Raw genomic sequence first — 20,024 nt, forward strand, 5'->3', positions numbered from 1 at the left:
GTCATTGACAAGAAATCATTTCTTACTTAGTTAATCACTTGTGTCACCCATAGATCATACATTTTATTTGCTAAAATAGGTGTTCGTTCAACCATAAATGTTGCAAGATTATTGCCACTAAATTGGTTTTGGATAAATCCCACCGGAATAAACGTCAGTAAACGTAAAACTAGAACCAAGGAAATATAGGTGATGATCACGGATAAAATCCCGCCAGCCACCCAGTCTAATTGCTTTAGTACAGGAATAAACGTCAACCCATGAGCGAATACCCCAATGAATCGTGTGACTAGCCAACCAATAAATAAAATGATCAAGAAAGCCACCCCTGCATAAAATGCTTCATCTAATTTAAATGAAAAAGCTTGATCAAAAAAAACTAAGTTAGAATTGGCTGTTACCGCAGGATAAGGAATATATAATTGCAGATGATTGGCTAATGTTTTGTAATAGGTTTGTGCTGCTAGAAATGAGACAAAATAGCCAACCAGATAAATCCCCTGTAGCGCAAAACCACGACTGGCTCCAGAAAAAAATGCAATCAGCAAAATAAATAAAATCAAAAGACTAAGCATACATTCTTCCTTTCTCTTCTATAATAATATCAATTTGAAGATCTTTGTTTGATTTGACCTTTTCGTTTTTCATTTAGAATCTGTTGTGCTTCCACATGATTTTTGATCTCATGGTCACTTCCATTTTCTTTCAATACTGCTCGTGCTTCGTTTTCAATCGCTTCGATTCGTTTGATCCGATTTTCCATTTCTGTGAATCTCACCATTTTTTGTTTCAGTTCTGTGACTTCTTTTATTAAATTCAAATTTTTTTCCTGTCTTTTCAATTGATCGGAAAATGCATTGACTGCTAATAAAATAGCTGCTTGTTCATTGTCTAATTGAGGGGACAATTCTTTCAGTTCAGCTAATTGTTCATTGATTAATTTTGTGACCATATCCATATGCTGTTTTGATTCTTGCCCGATAATAGTATACGTTTGGTCCGCAATCACCGCTTTATAGCGTGTTTTTTCATGTGCCATATGAATCTGTCTCCTCCTATTGCCAAAAATATTAACTAGTGTACCATATAGTTAAGCAATTAACCGTACACGAAAAACTTCATTATAAATACTTTACTATTATATGATAAACTTTGCAAAAATGCTATGTGTGCATTGATTTCAAATCAGCTGGATCTAGTCAAATACAACTTTTCTTACGACTGGATCGCAACAGGAGGAAAACATGAGTAACATTATCTTAAAAGTAACGACAAATCAAATGAATAAGATGAAAGAGGCGTATCGCCCATTTCTAGTACAAAAACCGATTCCATATACTCTTTTTTCAGCAAAAAAAAATGGCACAACGATCACTGCCTATACTTCTGGAAAAGTGATGTTTCAAGGCACCGGCGCCGAACAAGAAGCAGCAAAATGGGGAAATCCACTTACAGCAAAAAAAGCGACACAAACTAATTCTTCTTCCTTACCCAAAGATCTACAAACACTATCTGTTTTAGGGAGTGACGAAGTCGGCAACGGTAGTTACTTTGGCCCACTGACTGTTTGTGCTGCCTATGTCGATCAAACACAATTGAAAGAATTACGCACGTTAGGCGTCAAAGATTCAAAAGAATTAAAAGATGGACAAATCATTCAATTAGCCAAAGTATTAAAGGAAACGATCCCATATCAATTACTGGTTTTGCCACCAAAAAAATACAATGAGATCCAACCTACGTATAATGCAGTGAGAATGAAGGTCGCTTTACACAATCAAGCTATCCATTTATTGTTACAAAAAATTGCACCAGTCAAGCCGGATGCTATTTTGATCGACCAGTTCACACCGGAAGCCAACTTTAAAAAATACGCGCGTTTAGAAAAAAATCAACTCACCGAAAAACTCTACTTTGTTACAAAAGGTGAACAATATCATTTAGCTGTTGCTGCCGCTTCGATCATTAGTCGCGCAAGCTTTTTAGAAGAGTTGGACAAAGAATCTGCTGAACTTGGTCTCACGCTTCCTTCTGGTGCAGGTACAAAATCCGACCAAGTCGCTGCAACGATTTTAAAAAAAGGTGGCGAAGCCTTGTTAGCAAACTATGCAAAATTGCATTTTGCGAACACAGAAAAAGCCAAAAAATTAGTCAACTAACTATTAGTTTTAGCTTGTTCCACTTTTCTTTAAGTTCGATTTAAGTTTTGTTGTTTATCCTCATGTTCAAGAGGTGAAAACGATGAAAAAAATGCGAATTATTATTTTTTTATGTATAATCGGGATCATTGCCCTTTTCAAATTTGGTCTTAGCAATCAAGAAACAAATGCGAGACAACAGACAAGTAACAGTGTCTCTAGCATCATACCAACCACTGATTCTTCTTCAGAGACCCTCATAAAAATCGGAAAAGAAGATGCCACATTGTATGCAGATTCGTCATTAAGTGAACCGCTTATTTCCGTCAATGCTGGTGAACTGGCTACGCTTCTTTCAACTACAGCCAACGCCTACAAAATTACCACGAATGATGGTGAAACGGGCTATTTATCACTTACGGACGGCTCATCACTGACTCGCTCGACACAAGAGCTACCGAGTGACCTATCAGAAGCGGTGATCGTATTAGACCCAGGACACGGAGGCGACGATACAGGCGCGCTTAGCACAGATGGACATACAGAAGAAAAAACAGTGACACTCGCTGCCGCAAAACAGTTACAAACAAGTTTAGAAGCCGCTGGCGCAACGGTTTATTTGACACATGAAACAGATGACTACATTTCTTTAGATGACATCTGTTCATTTAGCGAAGAAAAAGCCGCTGACCTTTTTATCAGCTTACATGCTGATTCGACTGAATCGCCCAATGAAGCAACTGGTACCACCACTTATTATTATTACAATAGAGACCAACGTCTAGCGGAAACTGTTTCTGATGAACTGGCGGATCTGCCCATTACATCTCGTGGAACTGCTACAGGGAACTATCAGGTGTTAAGAGAAAACCTTCAGCCATCCCTCTTGATCGAAATGGGCTATATGAATAATGACGAAGATTTAGCTACATTGGCTACCGTTAACTATCAACAACAGTTGGCGCAATCGATCACACAAGCGCTACTCACTTATTTCAATCAGTAATTTTTTTCTAGACGCAAGAACCTCGTTAGGTATTGATGTTTCATCAAGCCCAACGAGGTTCTTCAATTTCATCAGCAACCAGTTGTCAGTAAATGGTCACCCCTGAATCTGTTTATATTTAAACGATCTAATTGATCAATTCCCATGGTCCCCATTGTTGAGTTCCAGGTTCATCGCCTTGTGTCCACCATTTTGCCTGATACGTATTGCCTAGATGAGTGACTCTATCTCCCATAAGATAGACTGTTCCTGAATCCCATGCCGCATATCCAGGCACACTGTCTTCCAAGGTTTGAACGATCACTGATTGACTAGCAGCCGAAACATTGCTTGACGCATCGAATGCTTTGACAGTATACGTATACTCTGTATCAGGTGTTAATCCCGTATCTGTAAATGTTGGTGTTCTTGGTTGTCCGACTAATTGTCCATCACGGTAAACATAGTAACCTGCTACTCGCTGATTATCGGTCGAAGCCATCCAGTTCAATGTCACTTCTGTTGCAGTGATCGTTGTCGCTGCAACATTTGTTGGAATCGACGGTGCCTCAACATCTGATGGGTCTGGCTCTTCTGTACCAAAGATCACTTGGTGATTGATTTCAATGCCTTCAGTCCCAATTCGTTGACTTAAAGTGATCGTATCAATATGATCAACCAAAACCTGTGACGTATCAGATTGTAATCGGAAATCATAAGAATCCCCAGGCGCAATCTCTCTGCCATCATAAACGGAAGATAGATCAACTGTCACTGTGCCATTATCCATAGAAACAGTTCCAGCTTTATAGTTTCCTGCACTTAATGTTTCATTGCTATTCAAGTCGATCGTAAATTTAGGCAACTTGACTGTTTTCTGTGCAGCCTCAACAGCGCTTAATACAGTAGATGATTCTGTCAATGTTTCATTATTTGTCACTGTGATTTCGTACCCGCTTACATTATTCTCTGTATAAGGGGTGATATCCACAGAGATGTCTAATGGTGTACTAACGATTTCGTGCTGCGGTAATGGTGTATTCCCAAATAAGCCTTCTTTGATCGCGTTCGTCAATTCGTCACGTTTTGTACTTGTCGTTTCCTTGTCTTGTGATTGCATCCAAGAAATCACACCGCCTAATTGTTCTTCCTGTACATATTGTGTTTTATAACCGATCGAGCGTACGTTATCAAAACTGAAAAATTCGCCAGTTTCTGTACTATACATGTAAGGGGCCTTCGCTACATCATCCCAGTATTCAGTCAATCCACTCGTTGCATTAATCAAATCTGGAATATTTCGATAAGGCCAGACACCACCGGCTCTACCACCATCCCCTACAACTAATGGACTTTTGTTTTTTGCCCCGTATGTTGCCGATAGGTCAGCATTTCGATTACTCTGTTCAGCCGTTTGGAACAATCCCGGTAGTAACGGATTATTGCCTTCTGCTACTTCATGCCAACCACGAGTATAAAAAGCTGCCCCAATCACGATTTTTTCAGCTGGCGCACCTTCATTCCTTAAAAACTGAACCGTTTGATCTACCGAAAGTCCTTGGTCATAATTAGGATCAGCAGGATTCCCATAAAGCGCTGTATGATGTCCACTGCGGTCTCCCCAACCACCGTTCATATCATAGGTCATGATATTTGCAAAATCAACAACTTCAAATAAACCATCAATGTCTATCCCTGAAGATAATTTACTTTGAGATGCAGGCAGCGCAACTGATAATTCATAGGTCTTGCCTAGTTCTTCGCCTTGTTCATCAATCGACTCACGAATCTCATTTAGCAAAATGATATAGTTTTCTTTATCTTCAGGTACTGCATATGGCGTTCCTTCATCATTGACATTATCTACCAAGTCAGGTTGTCGAACATCTGCAGGATACTCCCAATCGACATCAACAAAATCCATATTCGTATATTTGATGAATCGGGTGACGTTTTCCACTAGATTTTGTCGTTTCACTGGATCAGCCGCTACTTCAGAAAAATCACCTGATTTAGACCAGCCCCCCAAAGAGACCCCAATTTTCATATTGGGATTTTTCCCACGTAGATCTTGGATCGCATTCAAGATACCCGAGCTTGCTGAATTCCATTGAACCCCTGTTTGTCCTACAGGCGCACCAACAGCAGCATCCGTATCTGTAAATTCTAAATCGCCATTACTATCAAAATCTAAAAAGGCAAAATTCAAATGAGTGATTTGATCAGCTGGAATATCTTTAGGATAGAAATTTCCTTCTCCACCCCAAATCGACCAATCGCCATAGTACATGACATTGCGATAAGGCGCGACCTGAGTTTCTCGCACCTCTTCAGCATGGACCTCTGGTGACCCATTAAATGCTGGTAAAGTCATTGAAACAATCGAAGAAAATAACAAAGCAACTAAACTAATACTCTTAATTCTTTTCATATCAATCTCATCTCCTTTTTTTTATCAGTTTATTTACGGAAAAACACGCGCCCAAATCACAGGTTAAAAAGTTATTTTATCACTCCTCTAAAATTAGAAATCAACTAAAATTCAATTATAAACGTCTTACAAATATGAATTTAACATTTATTTATTTTTAATGCAAATAATTGGAACCGATTACACCTATCGCTTTTCAAGTTATTTTTAAGCCATATGATTTTGTTTATTTTTTAACTAACATGTTTTTTTCGGTAAATTCGAGTAAATAAGATAAATAACAACGACAGAATAACATTATAAAAAAAAGAACAAGGCAAGCTGCCCTGTTCTTTTTTATCTAAATTAACCAATTAATTCCCAAGGACCCCATTGTTCAGTTCCTGGCTCATCACCTTGTGTCCACCATTTCGCACGATAAGTATTTCCTTTATGAGTTACTACATCACCTAAATCATAGACTTTGTTAGCATCCCATTCGCCTTCAGCTGGAGGAGTTGTTTCTTCTAAAGTTGTGACAACTAATGCTTTGCTTTCTTCTGAAACATTTCCTGCTGCATCAAATGCTTTTACTGTATATGAGTATTCCGTATTCGGTGTTAACCCAGCATCAGCAAATGAAGTTGTTGCTGATTGACCAACTTGTTTGCCATCACGGAAAACATAGTATCCTGCGACTGCAACATTGTCAGTTGAACGAGTCCAAGACAATGATACATTTTTCTCACCGATCGTTGAAGCTTTCAAGTCTAATGGAATTGAAGGTGCTTCTGTATCTACTGGTGCTTTTTCTAACGTTTTAACAACTAATGCTTTACTTTCTTCTGAAACATTTCCCGCACGGTCAAATGCTTTTACTGTATATGAATATTCTGTATCTGCAGTTAAATCAGCGTCAGTAAATGAAGTTGTTGCTGATTGACCAACTTGTTTGCCATCACGGAAAACGTAGTATCCTGCGACCCCTTTGTCGTCAGTTGATTTTGTCCATGATAGAGAAACGTTTGTTTCACCGATTGTTGAAGCTGTAAGTCCTGTTGGTACTGAAGGTGCTTCTGTATCAGGTGTTCCTGGTTCAGTCGTTGAACCTTCACCAAAAATCACTTGTTTATTGATTTCGATACCTTCGTCCCCAATTCTCTGGCTTAATGTGATTGAGTCGATATTGTCAACAGCGACATCTGCTTCAGCAGCATTTGAACTCAATCTGAACTCATAAGATGCACCTGGTGCGATTTCTTTGCCATCATATACAGAAGACAAATCAACGATTGCAGCGCCATCAACATTTGTTACAGTACCTGCTTTGTAATCGCCAGCGCCAAGTTTTTCATTTGTCGCCATTGGAATCACTAGTTTAGGTAATTTGATTGTTTCTTGTGAAAATTCAACTAATTTCAATACAGAAGAAGTTTCTTCCATTTTTTCATTGTTGGTAATTTTTACGTCGTAACCACTAACGCCATATTGTGTATAAGTTGAGATCTCAACATCCACATTCAATGGTGTGCTCTTGATTTCAAATTCTGGAAGTTTCTCACTACCTAACAATCCTTCTTTGATTGCATTGGTCAACTCATCACGTTTTGTACCAGTTGTTTCTTTGTCTTGTGATTGTTGCCATGAAATGATTCCACCAAGTTGGTTTTCTTTTACATATTCAGCTTTATAAGTCACTGATTTTTCATTTTCGTAAGTAAAGAATTCACCAGTTGTTTCACTGTACATAAATGGTGCTTTCGCTACGTCATCCCAATACTCTTTCAATCCAGATGTATCACCAAGTAACGTTTCAATATCACGGTATGGCCATACACCACTAGCACGTCCACCGTCACCTACTTTTAATGGATTTTTATTTTTCGCTCCATAACTTGGTGTTTGATCGGCATCTTGACTTGATAATTCTGCTTTTTGGAATAATCCCGGTGCCTCTTCATTATCCCCTTTTGCCACTTCGTTCCATCCACGAGTATAGAATGCTGCCCCAATAACGATTTTTTCTGACGCCGCACCTTTCTCACGTAGGTATTCTACTGTTTGATCTACTGAGAAGCCTTCATCATAATTAGGATCAGCCGGATTTCCGTAAAGTGCTGAATGGTGACCACTTGTATCTGACCATGCGCCAGTTAAGTCATACGTCATGATGTTTGCGAAATCGACAACATCAAATAGTCGTTTCACGTCGATACCTGAATCTAATTTACCTTGAGCTGCTGGCAATGCAACAGATAGTTCATATGTTTTCCCTAATTCTTCGCCTTGTTTATCAATTGTTTCGCGAATTTCATCTAATAATTTTATGTAATTTTCTTTATCTTCAGGTTTTGCATTTGGTGTTCCTTCGTCATTTACGTTATCCACTAGATCTGGTTGACGTACATCTGCCGGGAATTCCCAGTCAACATCGACAAAGTCCATATTTGTGTATTTAATGAATTTTGCTACATTATCTACAAGGTTCTTACGTTTCGTAGGGTTTGCTGCTACTTCAGAGAAATCTCCTGATTTAGACCAACCACCTAATGAAACACCAATTTTCATGTTTGGATTTTTTCCACGTAAATCTTGAATCGCATTTAAGATACCAGAACTAGCAGAGTTCCATTGTACGCCCGGTAATCCTACAGGAGCGCCTGTCGCTGCGTCTGCATCAGTAAAGACTAGTTCGCCATCACTATCAAAATCTAAAAAGGCAAAATTCAAGTGAGTCAATTGATCTGCTGGGATATCTTTTGGATAAAAGTTACCTTCGCCGCCCCAAATCGACCAGTCACCATAGTACATTACGTTTCTATAAGTTGCTTGTTGTTCTGTTTGTTGGATTTCTTCTGCATTGACGATAGACAATTCCCCAATTGTCGGAAGCGTCGTTGAGACAACAGAAGAAAATAACATTGCTGCCAACCCAATTTTTTTAACACTTTTCATTTTTAATTCTCCCCTTTTTACACTATTCACTTTTCAAAAAACAATTATGTAACACAATTAACACGAAAATATGTTATTCATTCCCCCTCTATTTCTCTAAAATAGTGAGTTAAACTCAGTGAAGCTTTTGTTGCTAACAGAATATTATCACCTGAAAATGGCTTTTTCAACCGTTTTCCTAAAATTATTTAAAAAACAAATTAAATCACCTTGGTTATTTAACTAATTTATAATCGTTATTATTAAAAATCTTTATATCACTTGCTTTTCACCTCTTTTTCTCAATTGCCTGAAAAATTAAATACCCCTCATTATTTTAATTAAAAAATAACAATCCAAGAAAATATAATAACAAAAAAGTGTAGAGGACAAGAAATTAAATTCATTTTTGTTTCTAATCTTAAAAATCAAATAAACGATGTTCCAGAAGTAACTCCTTCATAAAAAGCCGAGAAACCCAAAATTTGAAAAACAATTTTTGGGTTTCTCGGCTTATTTCTCGGAGCTGGACACTTCTGCCACCACCGCATTTAATCAGCTACCACCCCATGAAGGTATAAATCGATCAGTCGTTCCACACTAAATGGGTTTTCAAGTGAATTAGAAGATTCGGTGATATATGGTGCTAATAGAAGAAAAAAGTGCTTTGCAGCCATTTCTGTCGTAACATGAGCGCGCATCAAAGATTGATTTGTCGAAAAAATCACTTCAAATGGTTCACGATAACTTTTTTTCCACAAGGTAAAAAGATGATTTCGTGTCTCGGCAGAAAGGTTTGATTTTAAATCATGATGCATCATAAATAGGTCTAAAAGATGGGTATCGATCAGATACTTCGTCATTTTAGTCAAAGATTGTTTAAAATCAAGTTTGTTCTCTTCTAAGATTGCTCTTAAGTCTGTCCCTACAGTACTCAAATGCTCTTCTAAGACTGCACAATATAACTTTTCTTTATCGCTAAAGTAATGATAAAGATTTGGTTGCGTGATTCCAGCATTTTTAGCAATCTCACGTGTTGACGTTCCTTGATAACCTTTTGACATAAACAAACGATTGGCTTCTTTTAAAATTTTCTCTTGTGTATCCTTATTGTATCGATGGACCAACTTTTACACCCTCTGACTTATTTTTTTTCCCGGAAGACACCATCTTCTATCATAAATACTTTATCACATCTGTCAATAAGTCGGGTATCATGAGTGACCATTATGATTGCTTTATTTTTTTCCTTGGATTCTTTCGCTAAAATATCTACGACTTCTACTGCTTTTTCTGAATCCAAACTAGCTGTTGGCTCATCTGCCAAAATAATCGAAGGATCGTTATATAGCGCTCGAGCAATTGCCACTCTTTGTCGTTCCCCACCCGAAAGATCTTCTGGATACTTATTAAGGAGTTTATCCACACCAAGTTGTTGGAATAATTCTTTCGCCTCCTCTTGTCGATTTTCATGCTTGATCTTATCGACCAATACTAATTGTTTTTTGACGGTCAAAAATGGAACTAGATTGGAAGCTTGAAGAATAAATCCAATTTCCTTGAACCGTAATTTTACTCGTTTTTTCTCCGGTTGTTCACTAAAATCTTCTCCATTGATTTTGACAGTTCCTTTATTTGGTGTCTGTAAACCGCCTGCAATCGTTAAGAAGGTACTCTTTCCAGAACCAGATGGTCCAATGATTGCGACAAACTCCCCTTTATCAACACTGACATTTGTTTTTTTCAATGCTTGAACGGTTTGATCACCATCTTTAAAACTTTTTTCAACATCTATAAATTCAATTGCTTTCATTTCCCATTCTCCTTTCTATCCGATTGCTTTTAATGGATCAATTTTTACGATCGTTCTAACAGAGAAGAGAGCCCCTAAAATAGCAACGATCAACATCATCACACTAATCACACCGAAAAACAACCAGTTACTTTGGAACGGGACAGCATCTGGTAGAACAAGTGAAGTAACGAATGTTCCAAACAATCCAAGAGCAACACCGAAAAATGAAAGTAAGAACGTTTGTGCAACTACTGAACGTGCAATAAATCCACCAGTCACTCCTTGGGCTTTCAGTACACCAAAAATATTGATTTTTTGCATAGTCAATACATAGATGAAAATACCGATCACGATCGCTGCAATTACGATCAAGAAGCCAATCATGAAACCAAATGTCAATACTTGTGCATTGTATCCTGGTAGTTCATTGATGAATGTCGAAATACTGATTTTCTCTAAATCATCCGGTAAACTCTCCACATCTCCTCGCACGACCACTGCATTGATACGAGCGTTATCAGTTGCGTCCTGTTTCTCAAACCGTATCTCTTGGTACGCATTGATCGTTGTATAAACGACAGGAGAGACATTGAATTTGGCATTCTCCGTAAATCCAGTCAATTTAAATGTCTTGTCACTTCCTGATAATTTGATCGTATCTCCAATGTCCAAGCCATATTCTTCTTTTAAACTGATATCACCGACTGCTTCATCGTTTGACTGGAATTCTTCTCCTTCCACGATATTCGGCATGATGAATTGGTTTTGATCGATTCCAAAAAAACTAACATTGACTTTATCAGCATCTGGACGATCTGGACTCGTGACTACTCCAGGTGTTTGAGCTAAATAAGCTACTTGATCACCTTTCACTTCTTCTGCCATCTTTTTCGTGATCATCGACATCCCTAAGTTTGTATTGGCGTCTTTTGATAAAACAATGGTATCTGCCTCCCATTTATCTACAGCAGTTCGATTGTCTTGTGCCAACCCATAGGCTAATCCTGTCAAAAAAAAGACAAGGTACGCAATTAGAAACATGACGCCTGTCACTAAGGCATAGCGTAATTTTGAATGAATGATTTCATTTAATGCTAAAAACATAAAATTCCCCCTAAAAATTTATCAACTGATAAATATATCTTATCACTTGATAAATTTTTAGAGGAATAATCTGCTCAGAATAATCAATAAAAGAGAAAACAATTGAGTTGATCACATTCAATAAGGAATATTTCAATCGTTTGTTTACATATTCCACCAAAAAAGTAAGATTAAAATCCCGATTCTTTTAACTTTGGCAATAGATAATCTTTCGCCTGTAAGATCTGACTTTCATAATCCTGATCCTGACCACTCCACATTTCAATCAAGAATGGCCCTTCATAATTTACACGTTTCAATGTTTTAAATAATCCAGAAAAATCCACACAACCTTGACCGAACGGAACGTCTCTGAACTTACCTTTACTACTTGCTGTTACGGGTTGCGTATCTTTTAGGTGGATCGAAGTAATATATTCGATGCCTTGTTCAAGTTCAATCGCCACATTATTTTCTGGCCACGCTGATAGATTTCCTAAGTCAGGATACACTTGTAAATAAGGAGAAGGGAGTTGTTTTTTTATCTCCATGAATTTACGAATGGAATTCATAAATGGGTCATCCATGACTTCAATCGACAAGATTATCCCAAACTGTGCTGCCTCCTTGATACTGGCACGCAATCCTCTGATAAATGCTTCTCTTGTCTCTATTGATTTTTTTTCATAGTATACATCGTATCCCGCCACTTGTATGATCCTGATGCCTAACCGATACGCAAGTTGTATTGCCTTTTTCATCATACATAAGGCTTTTTCTTGTTTTTTGATATCTACTGAGCCGAATGGAAAACGCCGATGTCCACTCAAACAAAGGGAATGGATAGCAATCCCCGAAGACGCAATCGCTTCCTTTAACTCAGCGATTTGTTCATTCGTCCAATCTAAACGAGCCAATCGTTCCTCGCTTTCGTCAATCGATAATTCCAGAAAATCAAACCCCAATTCTTTTACTGCATCTAACCGCTCTTGCCACGACCATCCGCTAGGTAGTGCCTTTTCATAAAGTCCGATTCTCGCCATCTCATTCTCCCCACAGTCGCTTGATCTCATTTTGGAATGCTTGGGCTTGTATGATCGGATCTGCACATGCCGTCAATCCTCGACCGACAATAAAATGAAAGATCGGCATCCCTTGGAACAAGGCTAACGTTGAAATTGACAGCCCACCAGTTACTGATACTTGAAAACCTAAATCGATCAATTGTTGGACGAGCTTCAGATCCTTTTCTCCCCAAACTTCCCCAGCTAACAAAGCATCCCTACTCTGGTGATAGACGACTTGAGAAATCCCAATTTCTTGCCATTTTTTTGCTTGTTCCATCGTCCATTCTCCGTATAATTCTACTTGAAGCGCTTTGACTTTCTTTTGTGCGGCTTGCATGGTAGCAAGGGAGGCACAGCAGATCACTGTCATAAAATCTGCCCCAGCCTGCGCGACATTCCCAGCCACAGTTTCTCCTGCGTCGGCGCATTTTGTATCCGCAACGATCGTTTTTTCTGGAAACATTTTTCTCATACATTCGATTGGTTTGCTTCCTTCTTGAAGACAAAGAATGGTGCCTACTTCGATCACATCGACGATTTCTCCAATTTTTTTCACATCTGCCAACGCAGACGCTAACGTGTTATGATCCAGAGCAATTTGTAATTTTGGTCGTTTCATCTAATTCTCCTTTGATTTCAATTCTTTGTACAATGTTGTTTCTTTGAATTTCTCACAGATCTCAGTAGGTGACATCACATTTTTGATCCCCACGACCGTCACACCTCGCTCAATTGCTTGCATGAACATCGGCATAAAATTGAGTGGCGTAAAGACAACATCATATTGACTTGCCGAACTTTTACCTTCAGAGATCGGGCAATGATGGATTTTACTCACTATAATATTTAATTCTCTCATTGCCTTTTCTACACTACGCATCATCATTAAACTTGTACCAGAACCATTGGCACATGAAACTAAAATTCTCATTTACTTTCCCTCCTATTAATTACTGTCTCCAAACTTCTCTTTATATTTTTGATAATCCTCAACAATCAAAAAATATCCTTCTGGATTTTTTCGATATTGTAGTTGCGGAATTAGCAACAAACCGACGACTACTAGTGCAACACCTACATAACCAAAAAATTTCATCAAAACAGTAAAGATTGGCCAAGCAGTCGCCCAATCAAACATCCCAATGTATCCTCCGTAACTAGACAACCCGATCCATGTCGCAAAGATTGCAGAACCACCGACTTGGATCAGTCCAGATAAGAAAGGGAACAAACATGCTGCCTTGAACCCACCACGATTATTAGAGAACACAGCGATGACCGCATTATCAAAAAATAGTGGGATAAATCCAGCGATCACGATCGTTGGTGATCGGAAGACGATCAATAAGATGATCATCAAGAATTGTCCTAATGCCCCAAATAAAAATCCGATCGTGACTGCATTTGGTGATCCGAAGCCAAAAGTTGCAGCCACATCGATACCTGGCACAGCTCCTGGTAAAATAGTATTTGAGATTCCTTGGAAAGATTGTGTCAACTCGTCCACAAAGGTCCGGACACCAAGTTGTAAAATAGCTAAATACACAGCAAAGTTCAAAGAAGTGGTCAGTACGTAGAATACAAAACTTTGTCCTGCCACCATAAATTCTGCCTCAATCAAATACTCCTGTCCTAATACTAATAAGATGATGCCAAAGAAGAACAGCATCAATAACGAAGTCGCCACCATATTTTCGTTGAAAATGGATAAGAACCCCGGAAGCTCCATATCTTCAAGCTTCTTATCGGCTTTTCTATTCCCCCTTTTTTTACGACTACTCTTTTGCCACCACTTCGCTAAGGTAGAAAATAGGTACACCCCAAACATCTGTTGGTGCGCAATCGCAAAACCAGCTCCGTCTGTCAATTCTTGTGTCACACCAACAGTTAAATTAGAAGCAACTGCCCAGTAACACCCTAAAATGATTCCCATAAATACTAATACTTCTACTCTTCCTAATTCAGGAAAACAGAAAAGTAAGATCCAAAAAGCTGTGGCTGCTTGCTGGATCTGGACATTTCCTGTCGTAAAAACAGCTCGCAACTTCGTATATTTTTGGAAACGAACTAACAGGATATTCAACACAAATGCAATCAATAATAAAATCATCACATCACTGAATGTTCGCCCAAAAGTCTCCATCAATCCTGCATCTACAGCATTTTGACCAAAGTAGGGATCAGTCACCATCGCCTCAAGATCAAAACGATCCTTTAAACCAACTAAGATCGGTCGGAAATTGTTCACCAATCCACCTGAACCAACAGCTAAAATCAGATAACCTACAGTGGCTTTCAAAAATCCAGCTATACATTCGTATAATGGTCGGCCAAGAAGTACATACCCTAATAAAACGATCGAACCGATCAAATAAGCCGGCTGTGTTAAAATATTTGTCGCAAAATACGTCCATATCTCCATCAAGATAGCTCCCATATTTTTCCGTTACCAAAAACCAGAACAAATCATCAAACGATGCTAGATATCATAGTTTTCATGTAAACGGACTCCCTCCCTTACATCGTATTTTTTAGTTGATAATTTATCTTTTATATCTATTTGCTTTGTACCGAATGGTCCTCGCTGACCATACTTATCAAGCAAAAGACTGCTTCTACCTATATTGGTTCATATTTCTCCATGACCATTTGATAATCTTCGATTGTTTCTGTCGCAAGCAATTCTTCGATCAACCCGTCTTGCATCAGTAATTCTGATAATGATTGAATATTTTCTAGGTGTTGCTTTGGCTCTTTGGCTGCTAAGGTGAAGAAAAGGCTGGCAGACTTTGTCCCTTCCTCAAAAGGAACTGGCACGTTCATTTTGGTAAATGAAATCGTCGTATCAAAAACATGTGAGCCACCTTGCATGGCATGAGGCATCGCAACGTGTGGGGCGATCAGGATATATGCCCCATGTTCTTCGACATTGCGGATCATTTCTTCTACATATACATGATCAATGATTCTTTTTTCTAATAAGTGACGACTGCTCTCCTCGATTGCTACTCGCCAATCATTTATCGTAGTTTCCACATAATTGACTAAGTCATTCTCATAGAAATATCTCAACATATTTACAAACAGTATCAAGCAGTCAACCCGTTGTTTGACAATAGCGCATTCTCATCCAGAGATGACTTTGTCTTACGTTCACTTGCTTTGATACGTTCTCCCTCCTCGCTTTTGTTTTTGTTAAAAAATTCTCAGTTCAGCTGATTTATTGTCATATATCTCTTGGCTCCTACAAAAATGATGGAAACGGCGTATCATTTTCTTGGGTGAAGACGTCATGGAAGCCTCGATCGAAATTGAATGCCAAGTCTTGTCTGTTATCTGGGTACGTATACTTACCCCCTACTTGCCAAATATAAGGGGAAAACTGATAAGCCAATCGATCTTTTTTCATGCGCCATAATTGAGTGATCTCGTTAGGATCAGCCATAAAATTTGACCAAATATCATAATGGACCGGAATCACCACTTGAGCTCTTAACGATTCTGCCATTCTCAACAAATCACTGGCGGTCATCTTATCAGTGATACCACGCGGATTTTCACCATATGCACCTAGACAAACATCGATTAGATGTTCATTGCCATGTTTGGCAAAGAGGTTGGAATAATGAGAATCACCTGCATGGTAGATCGTCCCTCCGGATGTTTTGAAAAGATAATTGACAGCGATCTTATCCATTTCTTGTGGTAAGTGATCTTTTAATTGCACATTAGGATCATCATGTGTGATCAATGCCGTCCGATCAAAGGCTTCCAACGCAACGATCTCTACTTCATTGATCAAAGCGATATCACCGGGTTTGACTACTTGGGTCTTTTCTTTTGGTATCCCCCAAGAGAGCCATGTTTCCACTACTGCTTTGGGGCCAATAAATAGCGCCTCCGGACAATTTTGATGAACAGCTGCGGCAGTGTGGATATCCAGATGATCAGAATGGATATGTGTTACCACTAATGCATCCACATTTTTGATTGCAAATGGATCGATCACAAAAGGTTGTGTCCGTAAATTCGGTTGCATCTTTTCTGTACCGCTCATACGCATCATCTGGTGGCCTTTTTTCATCTGTCCATTCCCGTGTGTTCGTTTTCCTGTCCCACACCATAAGTCACAAAGGATATTTGTACCTTCATGTGACTTCAGCCATATACCTGTACATCCTAGCCACCATATAGATACGCTTTTTTCTTTTACTTGTTCCATTTCGATTTCTTCGTTCAGATAGGTTCCCCATTCTGGAAAGGTCGAACGCAGCCAACCTTCTTTTGTTACTTCTGTTATATTCATGTGCCATCCTCCTCTTTATTAGGTATATACAAATGATAAAGCGCTATCAAAATGATTGGAATAGCTTTATATGACTGTTATTACTTTATGTGATCGTTTCCATTTTTTTATGCTCGTTTAGCTATAATTAGTCATATAGAGAAAAAATTGATTGAAAAGGAAGGATAACAATGAAAAATTCTCTGTTGACGATTAAAAAAAGACGTAATGAAATTCTTGATCTATTACAAAGGCACACACAAATGACCACGATTGAACTGTCTGAAAAGCTTCACGTATCACTCAGCACCATTCGTCGAGACCTTAGATTTTTAGAAGAAAAAAATGAGATTATTCGTGAACATGGCTATTGCCTCTTCAATTATGACAATCAAACAAATTTTGATCTTTCAGGACCAACGTGGATCAAACATCAAATCGCTCGTTGTGCCAGTCAATATATTGGAGACTATGCCACAGTATTTATCAATTCAAGTTCCACTGCCTTAGCTGCACTAGATTATTTAGAATCGAATCATGTCACCGTCGTAACGAATAATCTAAAGGTTGTTTCTTCTGTCAGACAAGGAAATTATACGTATATTCTCACTGGTGGCGAGTTACGCGTACCAAAAGAAGTTTTGGTAGGAGATATTGCCGCTCGCACATTGGCAGATATGAATGCAGACGTCTGTATTATTGGATGTAGCGGAGTAGATTTAGAAAATGGTGTGACAACAAAAATTTTAAACGAGTCTAAAATCAACGAATGGATGATCAAAAAGAGTATCAAATGTCGTATCCTTGTTGCAGACCATCGTAAGATTGGCCGGACTTCACAGTTTAAGATTGCTGATGTCTCAGCCTTTGATTACTTGATCACTGATCAGCATTGTTCACCTAAACTTGCCAAAAAAATCGAACAACTAGGTGTCACTGTTATTCGAGTAAGTTTGTAAAAAAAAAAGAAAATTTCGTCAAAGTTGCTAACAGATAAAAAACAGCTATCATTCGGTTTTCTTCTTTTAGTCAAGTATTCAAAGCGTGACTATACTGTTGCATAGCAGTAACTCTTCGTTCGGTTATATAAAATAAAACAGATTATTTGCCTGTTTTAAAAACAAGGCGTAGTATAAAAATGTAAACGCTGACAAAAGCAACATTATTTATTGATCGATATTAAGAAAGAGGGTTTGTTTTATGGAAATGATTTATCAAGCTGGCTCACAAGAAGGGCAAATCAGTTTTATCAATACAGAAGACTTAGAAATGGCAGCAGCTCAAGTGATTCCTACTGGCGGATACGGTTATATCAGTAGTGGTGCTGGAGATCTCTTTACGTATAAAGAAAACGTGCAATCATTCAATCATCAATTGATTATTCCTCATGTTTTAAAAGACGTCGAAATTCCAGATACAACGACTTATTTTGACCAAGAAACATTGACTGCGCCAATCATCATGGCGCCTATTGCAGCTCATGGTTTAGCTCATACACATGCAGAAAAAGCTTCAGCAAAAGGAGTTGCCGATTTTCATACGATTTATACAGCGAGTTCTTACGCTTCATGCACATTAGAAGAAATCCGCGAGGCCGGTGGTCCAGACGCACCACAATGGTTCCAGTTTTACATGAGTAAAGACAATGGGATCAATTTAGATATTCTAGAGATGGCCAAACGTAATGGCGCAAAAGCAATCGTTTTGACAGCTGATGCAACCGTTGGTGGTAATCGAGAAACAGACCTTCGCAATGGTTTCACTTTTCCTTTACCAATGCCGATCGTTCAAGCCTATCAATCAGGGGTCGGACAAACGATGGACGCAGTTTATAAGTCCTCAAAACAAAAGTTAAGTCCAAAAGATGTGGAATTTATTGCTGCTCATTCTGACTTACCCGTTTATGTTAAAGGTGTGCAATCAGAAGACGATGTTTATCGTTCATTAGATGCGGGGGCAAATGGCATCTGGGTATCGAATCATGGCGGTCGTCAATTAGATGGTGGGCCAGCAGCCTTTGATTCTTTGAAATATGTAGCAGAAGCCGTCGATAAACGTGTCCCTATCGTCTTTGATAGTGGTGTTCGTCGTGGTCAGCATGTCTTTAAAGCAATTGCTTCTGGTGCCGATCTAGTCGCAATCGGTCGCCCTGCTATCTATGGTTTAGCTCTTGGTGGAAGTACTGGCATCCAACAAGTATTCGACTTCTTCAAAAAAGAACTAGAAATGGTGATGCAATTAGCTGGAACCCAAACCGTCGAAGATATCAAAAATGTGACATTACGGGAAAATCGTTTCTACTAAATCAAAAAAAAACTTAAATAGAAATGACAGCTATAATCTTAGCCAATCGACACTCTTAAAACCGAATAAACAGTCAGAAAAAGTAACTCCTTCAGAAATAAGCCAGAAGCCCCAGAAATTGATACAAATTTCGGGTCTTCTGGCTTATTTAGCGGTATTGGATACTGTTATCATGCTCGCTACTTTTATAAAAAACTAAGTATACCTCTCACTATAAATGTTGTTAGATGTATTATCTAAATATACGCTTCGCCCTTTGCAAACAACGTTGCTTCGCCACTGATCATCACGCGTTCACCTAGCCACTCGCAAGTCAAGAACCCGCCTCTGGCAGAAAGTTGTTGAGCAACCAAGTCATCCTTTCCAAGCTTTTGTGCCCAATAAGGAATCAAATTCGCATGTGCCGAGCCACATACTGGATCTTCATTGATCGTTAGTTTTGGGAAAAAGGTCCTAGAAACAAAATCTTGGTTCTTTCCTTCGGCTGTGACGATCACGCCGATCCCTTCTTCTAATTCCCTCATTGCAGTATAATCAGGCATCAGATTTGCCACTGTCTCTTCGTCTTCTAAAACAAAAAACAAGTCCCTTGCTAGATAAGCCTCTTTTATGTTTGCACCAAGCACTTGCTCGTATTCTGGTAATATAGCGATCGATTGCGGTAATATACTCGGAAAATCCATCGCATATTCCCCCTTTTTTTGTGTGACAAATAGGTGACCACTTTGCGTTGAAAATGAAATCGTGGATTCACTGATGCCATAGAAATGGAACAATACAAATGCAGTTGCTAAAGTCGCATGACCACATAAGTCGATTTCACGATCAGGAGTAAACCATCGTAACTCATAGCCCTTCTCTTTTTTTACGGTAAAGGCGGTTTCGGATAGGTTATTTTCGATGGCGATTTTTTGCATAGTATCATCAGGTAACCATTCTTCTAACACAAAGACCGCAGCAGGATTTCCTTTAAACACTTCATTAGTGAAAGCGTCAACTATATAATAGGGTAAATTCATTTAT

At 38.7% G+C, this 20,024-nt stretch carries 18 protein-coding genes; 4 read left to right on the forward strand and 14 right to left on the reverse strand.

All coding sequences use genetic code 11. The features are described from left to right. Positions 1-26: 26 nt before the first annotated feature. A complete protein-coding gene (locus IGJ00_RS11380) occupies positions 27-575 on the reverse strand; it encodes a CvpA family protein (protein ID WP_071867319.1) in 549 nt (182 codons plus the stop codon). Between the two features lie 29 nt (positions 576-604). Then, positions 605-1,039 (reverse strand): cell division protein ZapA, encoded by a 435-nt coding sequence (gene zapA, locus IGJ00_RS11385; protein WP_010734832.1) that lies wholly within the window; start codon positions 1,037-1,039, stop codon positions 605-607. 205 nt (positions 1,040-1,244) lie between these two features. Between zapA and rnhC the strand changes: the two genes are divergently transcribed. Together rnhC and IGJ00_RS11395 are read left to right on the forward strand one after the other, a co-directional pair. Beyond that, the gene (gene rnhC, locus IGJ00_RS11390; protein ID WP_071867317.1) at positions 1,245-2,159 is read left to right on the forward strand and encodes a ribonuclease HIII; all 915 of its coding nucleotides are present in this window, start codon (positions 1,245-1,247) and stop codon (positions 2,157-2,159) included. Positions 2,160-2,241: 82 nt separating this feature from the next. Beyond that, positions 2,242-3,144: an N-acetylmuramoyl-L-alanine amidase family protein gene (locus IGJ00_RS11395; protein WP_142433269.1), complete on the forward strand. Its 903-nt coding sequence runs from the start codon at positions 2,242-2,244 to the stop codon at positions 3,142-3,144. 127 nt (positions 3,145-3,271) lie between these two features. Here the strand turns inward: IGJ00_RS11395 and IGJ00_RS11400 are convergent, their stop codons facing one another. From IGJ00_RS11400 to ulaG, 11 genes are all read right to left on the reverse strand, one after another. Next, a complete protein-coding gene (locus IGJ00_RS11400) occupies positions 3,272-5,554 on the reverse strand; it encodes a glycosyl hydrolase family 18 protein (protein ID WP_086334996.1) in 2,283 nt (760 codons plus the stop codon). A 345-nt stretch (positions 5,555-5,899) separates the two neighbouring features. After that, entirely contained in the window at positions 5,900-8,488 is a 2,589-nt protein-coding gene (locus IGJ00_RS11405; RefSeq protein ID WP_071867315.1) for a glycosyl hydrolase family 18 protein, read from the reverse strand. A 530-nt stretch (positions 8,489-9,018) separates the two neighbouring features. Next, a complete protein-coding gene (locus IGJ00_RS11410; RefSeq protein WP_071867314.1) occupies positions 9,019-9,594 on the reverse strand; it encodes a TetR/AcrR family transcriptional regulator in 576 nt (191 codons plus the stop codon). Between the two features lie 17 nt (positions 9,595-9,611). Continuing rightward, the gene (locus IGJ00_RS11415; RefSeq protein ID WP_034687532.1) at positions 9,612-10,280 is read right to left on the reverse strand and encodes an ABC transporter ATP-binding protein; all 669 of its coding nucleotides are present in this window, start codon (positions 10,278-10,280) and stop codon (positions 9,612-9,614) included. Between the two features lie 15 nt (positions 10,281-10,295). Continuing rightward, positions 10,296-11,366: an ABC transporter permease gene (locus tag IGJ00_RS11420; RefSeq protein ID WP_071867313.1), complete on the reverse strand. Its 1,071-nt coding sequence runs from the start codon at positions 11,364-11,366 to the stop codon at positions 10,296-10,298. 170 nt (positions 11,367-11,536) lie between these two features. Then, positions 11,537-12,388 (reverse strand): L-ribulose-5-phosphate 3-epimerase, encoded by an 852-nt coding sequence (locus IGJ00_RS11425; RefSeq protein WP_071867312.1) that lies wholly within the window; start codon positions 12,386-12,388, stop codon positions 11,537-11,539. A 1-nt stretch (position 12,389) separates the two neighbouring features. Next, positions 12,390-13,031, reverse strand: coding sequence for a 3-keto-L-gulonate-6-phosphate decarboxylase UlaD (locus tag IGJ00_RS11430; RefSeq protein ID WP_142433266.1), 642 nt, complete (start codon positions 13,029-13,031; stop codon positions 12,390-12,392). Beyond that, complete coding sequence (locus tag IGJ00_RS11435; RefSeq protein WP_142433265.1) at positions 13,032-13,343, reverse strand: PTS sugar transporter subunit IIB; 312 nt, start codon at positions 13,341-13,343, stop codon at positions 13,032-13,034. Between the two features lie 15 nt (positions 13,344-13,358). Further along, entirely contained in the window at positions 13,359-14,849 is a 1,491-nt protein-coding gene (locus tag IGJ00_RS11440) for a PTS ascorbate transporter subunit IIC (protein ID WP_115358075.1), read from the reverse strand. Positions 14,850-15,031: 182 nt separating this feature from the next. Beyond that, the gene (locus IGJ00_RS11445) at positions 15,032-15,487 is read right to left on the reverse strand and encodes a PTS sugar transporter subunit IIA (protein ID WP_071867309.1); all 456 of its coding nucleotides are present in this window, start codon (positions 15,485-15,487) and stop codon (positions 15,032-15,034) included. Positions 15,488-15,656: 169 nt separating this feature from the next. Beyond that, positions 15,657-16,718: an L-ascorbate 6-phosphate lactonase gene (ulaG, locus tag IGJ00_RS11450; RefSeq protein WP_438844442.1), complete on the reverse strand. Its 1,062-nt coding sequence runs from the start codon at positions 16,716-16,718 to the stop codon at positions 15,657-15,659. A gap of 170 nt (positions 16,719-16,888) precedes the next feature. On the opposite strand from ulaG, the gene IGJ00_RS11455 reads away from it, so the two are divergent. Both IGJ00_RS11455 and IGJ00_RS11460 read left to right on the forward strand, forming a co-directional pair. After that, positions 16,889-17,656 carry a DeoR/GlpR family DNA-binding transcription regulator gene (locus IGJ00_RS11455; RefSeq protein ID WP_074800274.1) on the forward strand — a complete coding sequence of 256 codons (768 nt, stop codon included), beginning with the start codon at positions 16,889-16,891 and terminating at the stop codon, positions 17,654-17,656. 241 nt (positions 17,657-17,897) lie between these two features. Further along, positions 17,898-19,001 (forward strand): alpha-hydroxy-acid oxidizing protein, encoded by a 1,104-nt coding sequence (locus IGJ00_RS11460; RefSeq protein ID WP_071867306.1) that lies wholly within the window; start codon positions 17,898-17,900, stop codon positions 18,999-19,001. 236 nt (positions 19,002-19,237) lie between these two features. Here the strand turns inward: IGJ00_RS11460 and IGJ00_RS11465 are convergent, their stop codons facing one another. Then, complete coding sequence (locus tag IGJ00_RS11465; RefSeq protein ID WP_071867305.1) at positions 19,238-20,020, reverse strand: PhzF family phenazine biosynthesis protein; 783 nt, start codon at positions 20,018-20,020, stop codon at positions 19,238-19,240. Positions 20,021-20,024: the final 4 nt, after the last annotated feature.

Source organism: Enterococcus sp. AZ062, assembly GCF_051715065.1.
GTDB lineage: Bacteria > Bacillota > Bacilli > Lactobacillales > Enterococcaceae > Enterococcus_B > Enterococcus_B mundtii.

What these genes read in the sequence shown, in the direction of transcription:
- IGJ00_RS11380 (WP_071867319.1), bottom strand. Translation starts at nt 575, where the DNA reads ATGCTTAGTCTTTTGATTTTATTTATTTTGCTGATTGCATTTTTTTCT.
- zapA (WP_010734832.1), bottom strand. Translation starts at nt 1,039, where the DNA reads ATGGCACATGAAAAAACACGCTATAAAGCGGTGATTGCGGACCAAACG.
- rnhC (WP_071867317.1), top strand. Translation starts at nt 1,245, where the DNA reads ATGAGTAACATTATCTTAAAAGTAACGACAAATCAAATGAATAAGATG.
- IGJ00_RS11395 (WP_142433269.1), top strand. Translation starts at nt 2,242, where the DNA reads ATGAAAAAAATGCGAATTATTATTTTTTTATGTATAATCGGGATCATT.
- IGJ00_RS11400 (WP_086334996.1), bottom strand. Translation starts at nt 5,554, where the DNA reads ATGAAAAGAATTAAGAGTATTAGTTTAGTTGCTTTGTTATTTTCTTCG.
- IGJ00_RS11405 (WP_071867315.1), bottom strand. Translation starts at nt 8,488, where the DNA reads ATGAAAAGTGTTAAAAAAATTGGGTTGGCAGCAATGTTATTTTCTTCT.
- IGJ00_RS11415 (WP_034687532.1), bottom strand. Translation starts at nt 10,280, where the DNA reads ATGAAAGCAATTGAATTTATAGATGTTGAAAAAAGTTTTAAAGATGGT.
- IGJ00_RS11420 (WP_071867313.1), bottom strand. Translation starts at nt 11,366, where the DNA reads ATGTTTTTAGCATTAAATGAAATCATTCATTCAAAATTACGCTATGCC.
- IGJ00_RS11425 (WP_071867312.1), bottom strand. Translation starts at nt 12,388, where the DNA reads ATGGCGAGAATCGGACTTTATGAAAAGGCACTACCTAGCGGATGGTCG.
- IGJ00_RS11430 (WP_142433266.1), bottom strand. Translation starts at nt 13,031, where the DNA reads ATGAAACGACCAAAATTACAAATTGCTCTGGATCATAACACGTTAGCG.
- IGJ00_RS11435 (WP_142433265.1), bottom strand. Translation starts at nt 13,343, where the DNA reads ATGAGAATTTTAGTTTCATGTGCCAATGGTTCTGGTACAAGTTTAATG.
- IGJ00_RS11440 (WP_115358075.1), bottom strand. Translation starts at nt 14,849, where the DNA reads ATGGGAGCTATCTTGATGGAGATATGGACGTATTTTGCGACAAATATT.
- IGJ00_RS11445 (WP_071867309.1), bottom strand. Translation starts at nt 15,487, where the DNA reads ATGTTGAGATATTTCTATGAGAATGACTTAGTCAATTATGTGGAAACT.
- ulaG (WP_438844442.1), bottom strand. Translation starts at nt 16,718, where the DNA reads ATGAATATAACAGAAGTAACAAAAGAAGGTTGGCTGCGTTCGACCTTT.
- IGJ00_RS11455 (WP_074800274.1), top strand. Translation starts at nt 16,889, where the DNA reads ATGAAAAATTCTCTGTTGACGATTAAAAAAAGACGTAATGAAATTCTT.
- IGJ00_RS11460 (WP_071867306.1), top strand. Translation starts at nt 17,898, where the DNA reads ATGGAAATGATTTATCAAGCTGGCTCACAAGAAGGGCAAATCAGTTTT.
- IGJ00_RS11465 (WP_071867305.1), bottom strand. Translation starts at nt 20,020, where the DNA reads ATGAATTTACCCTATTATATAGTTGACGCTTTCACTAATGAAGTGTTT.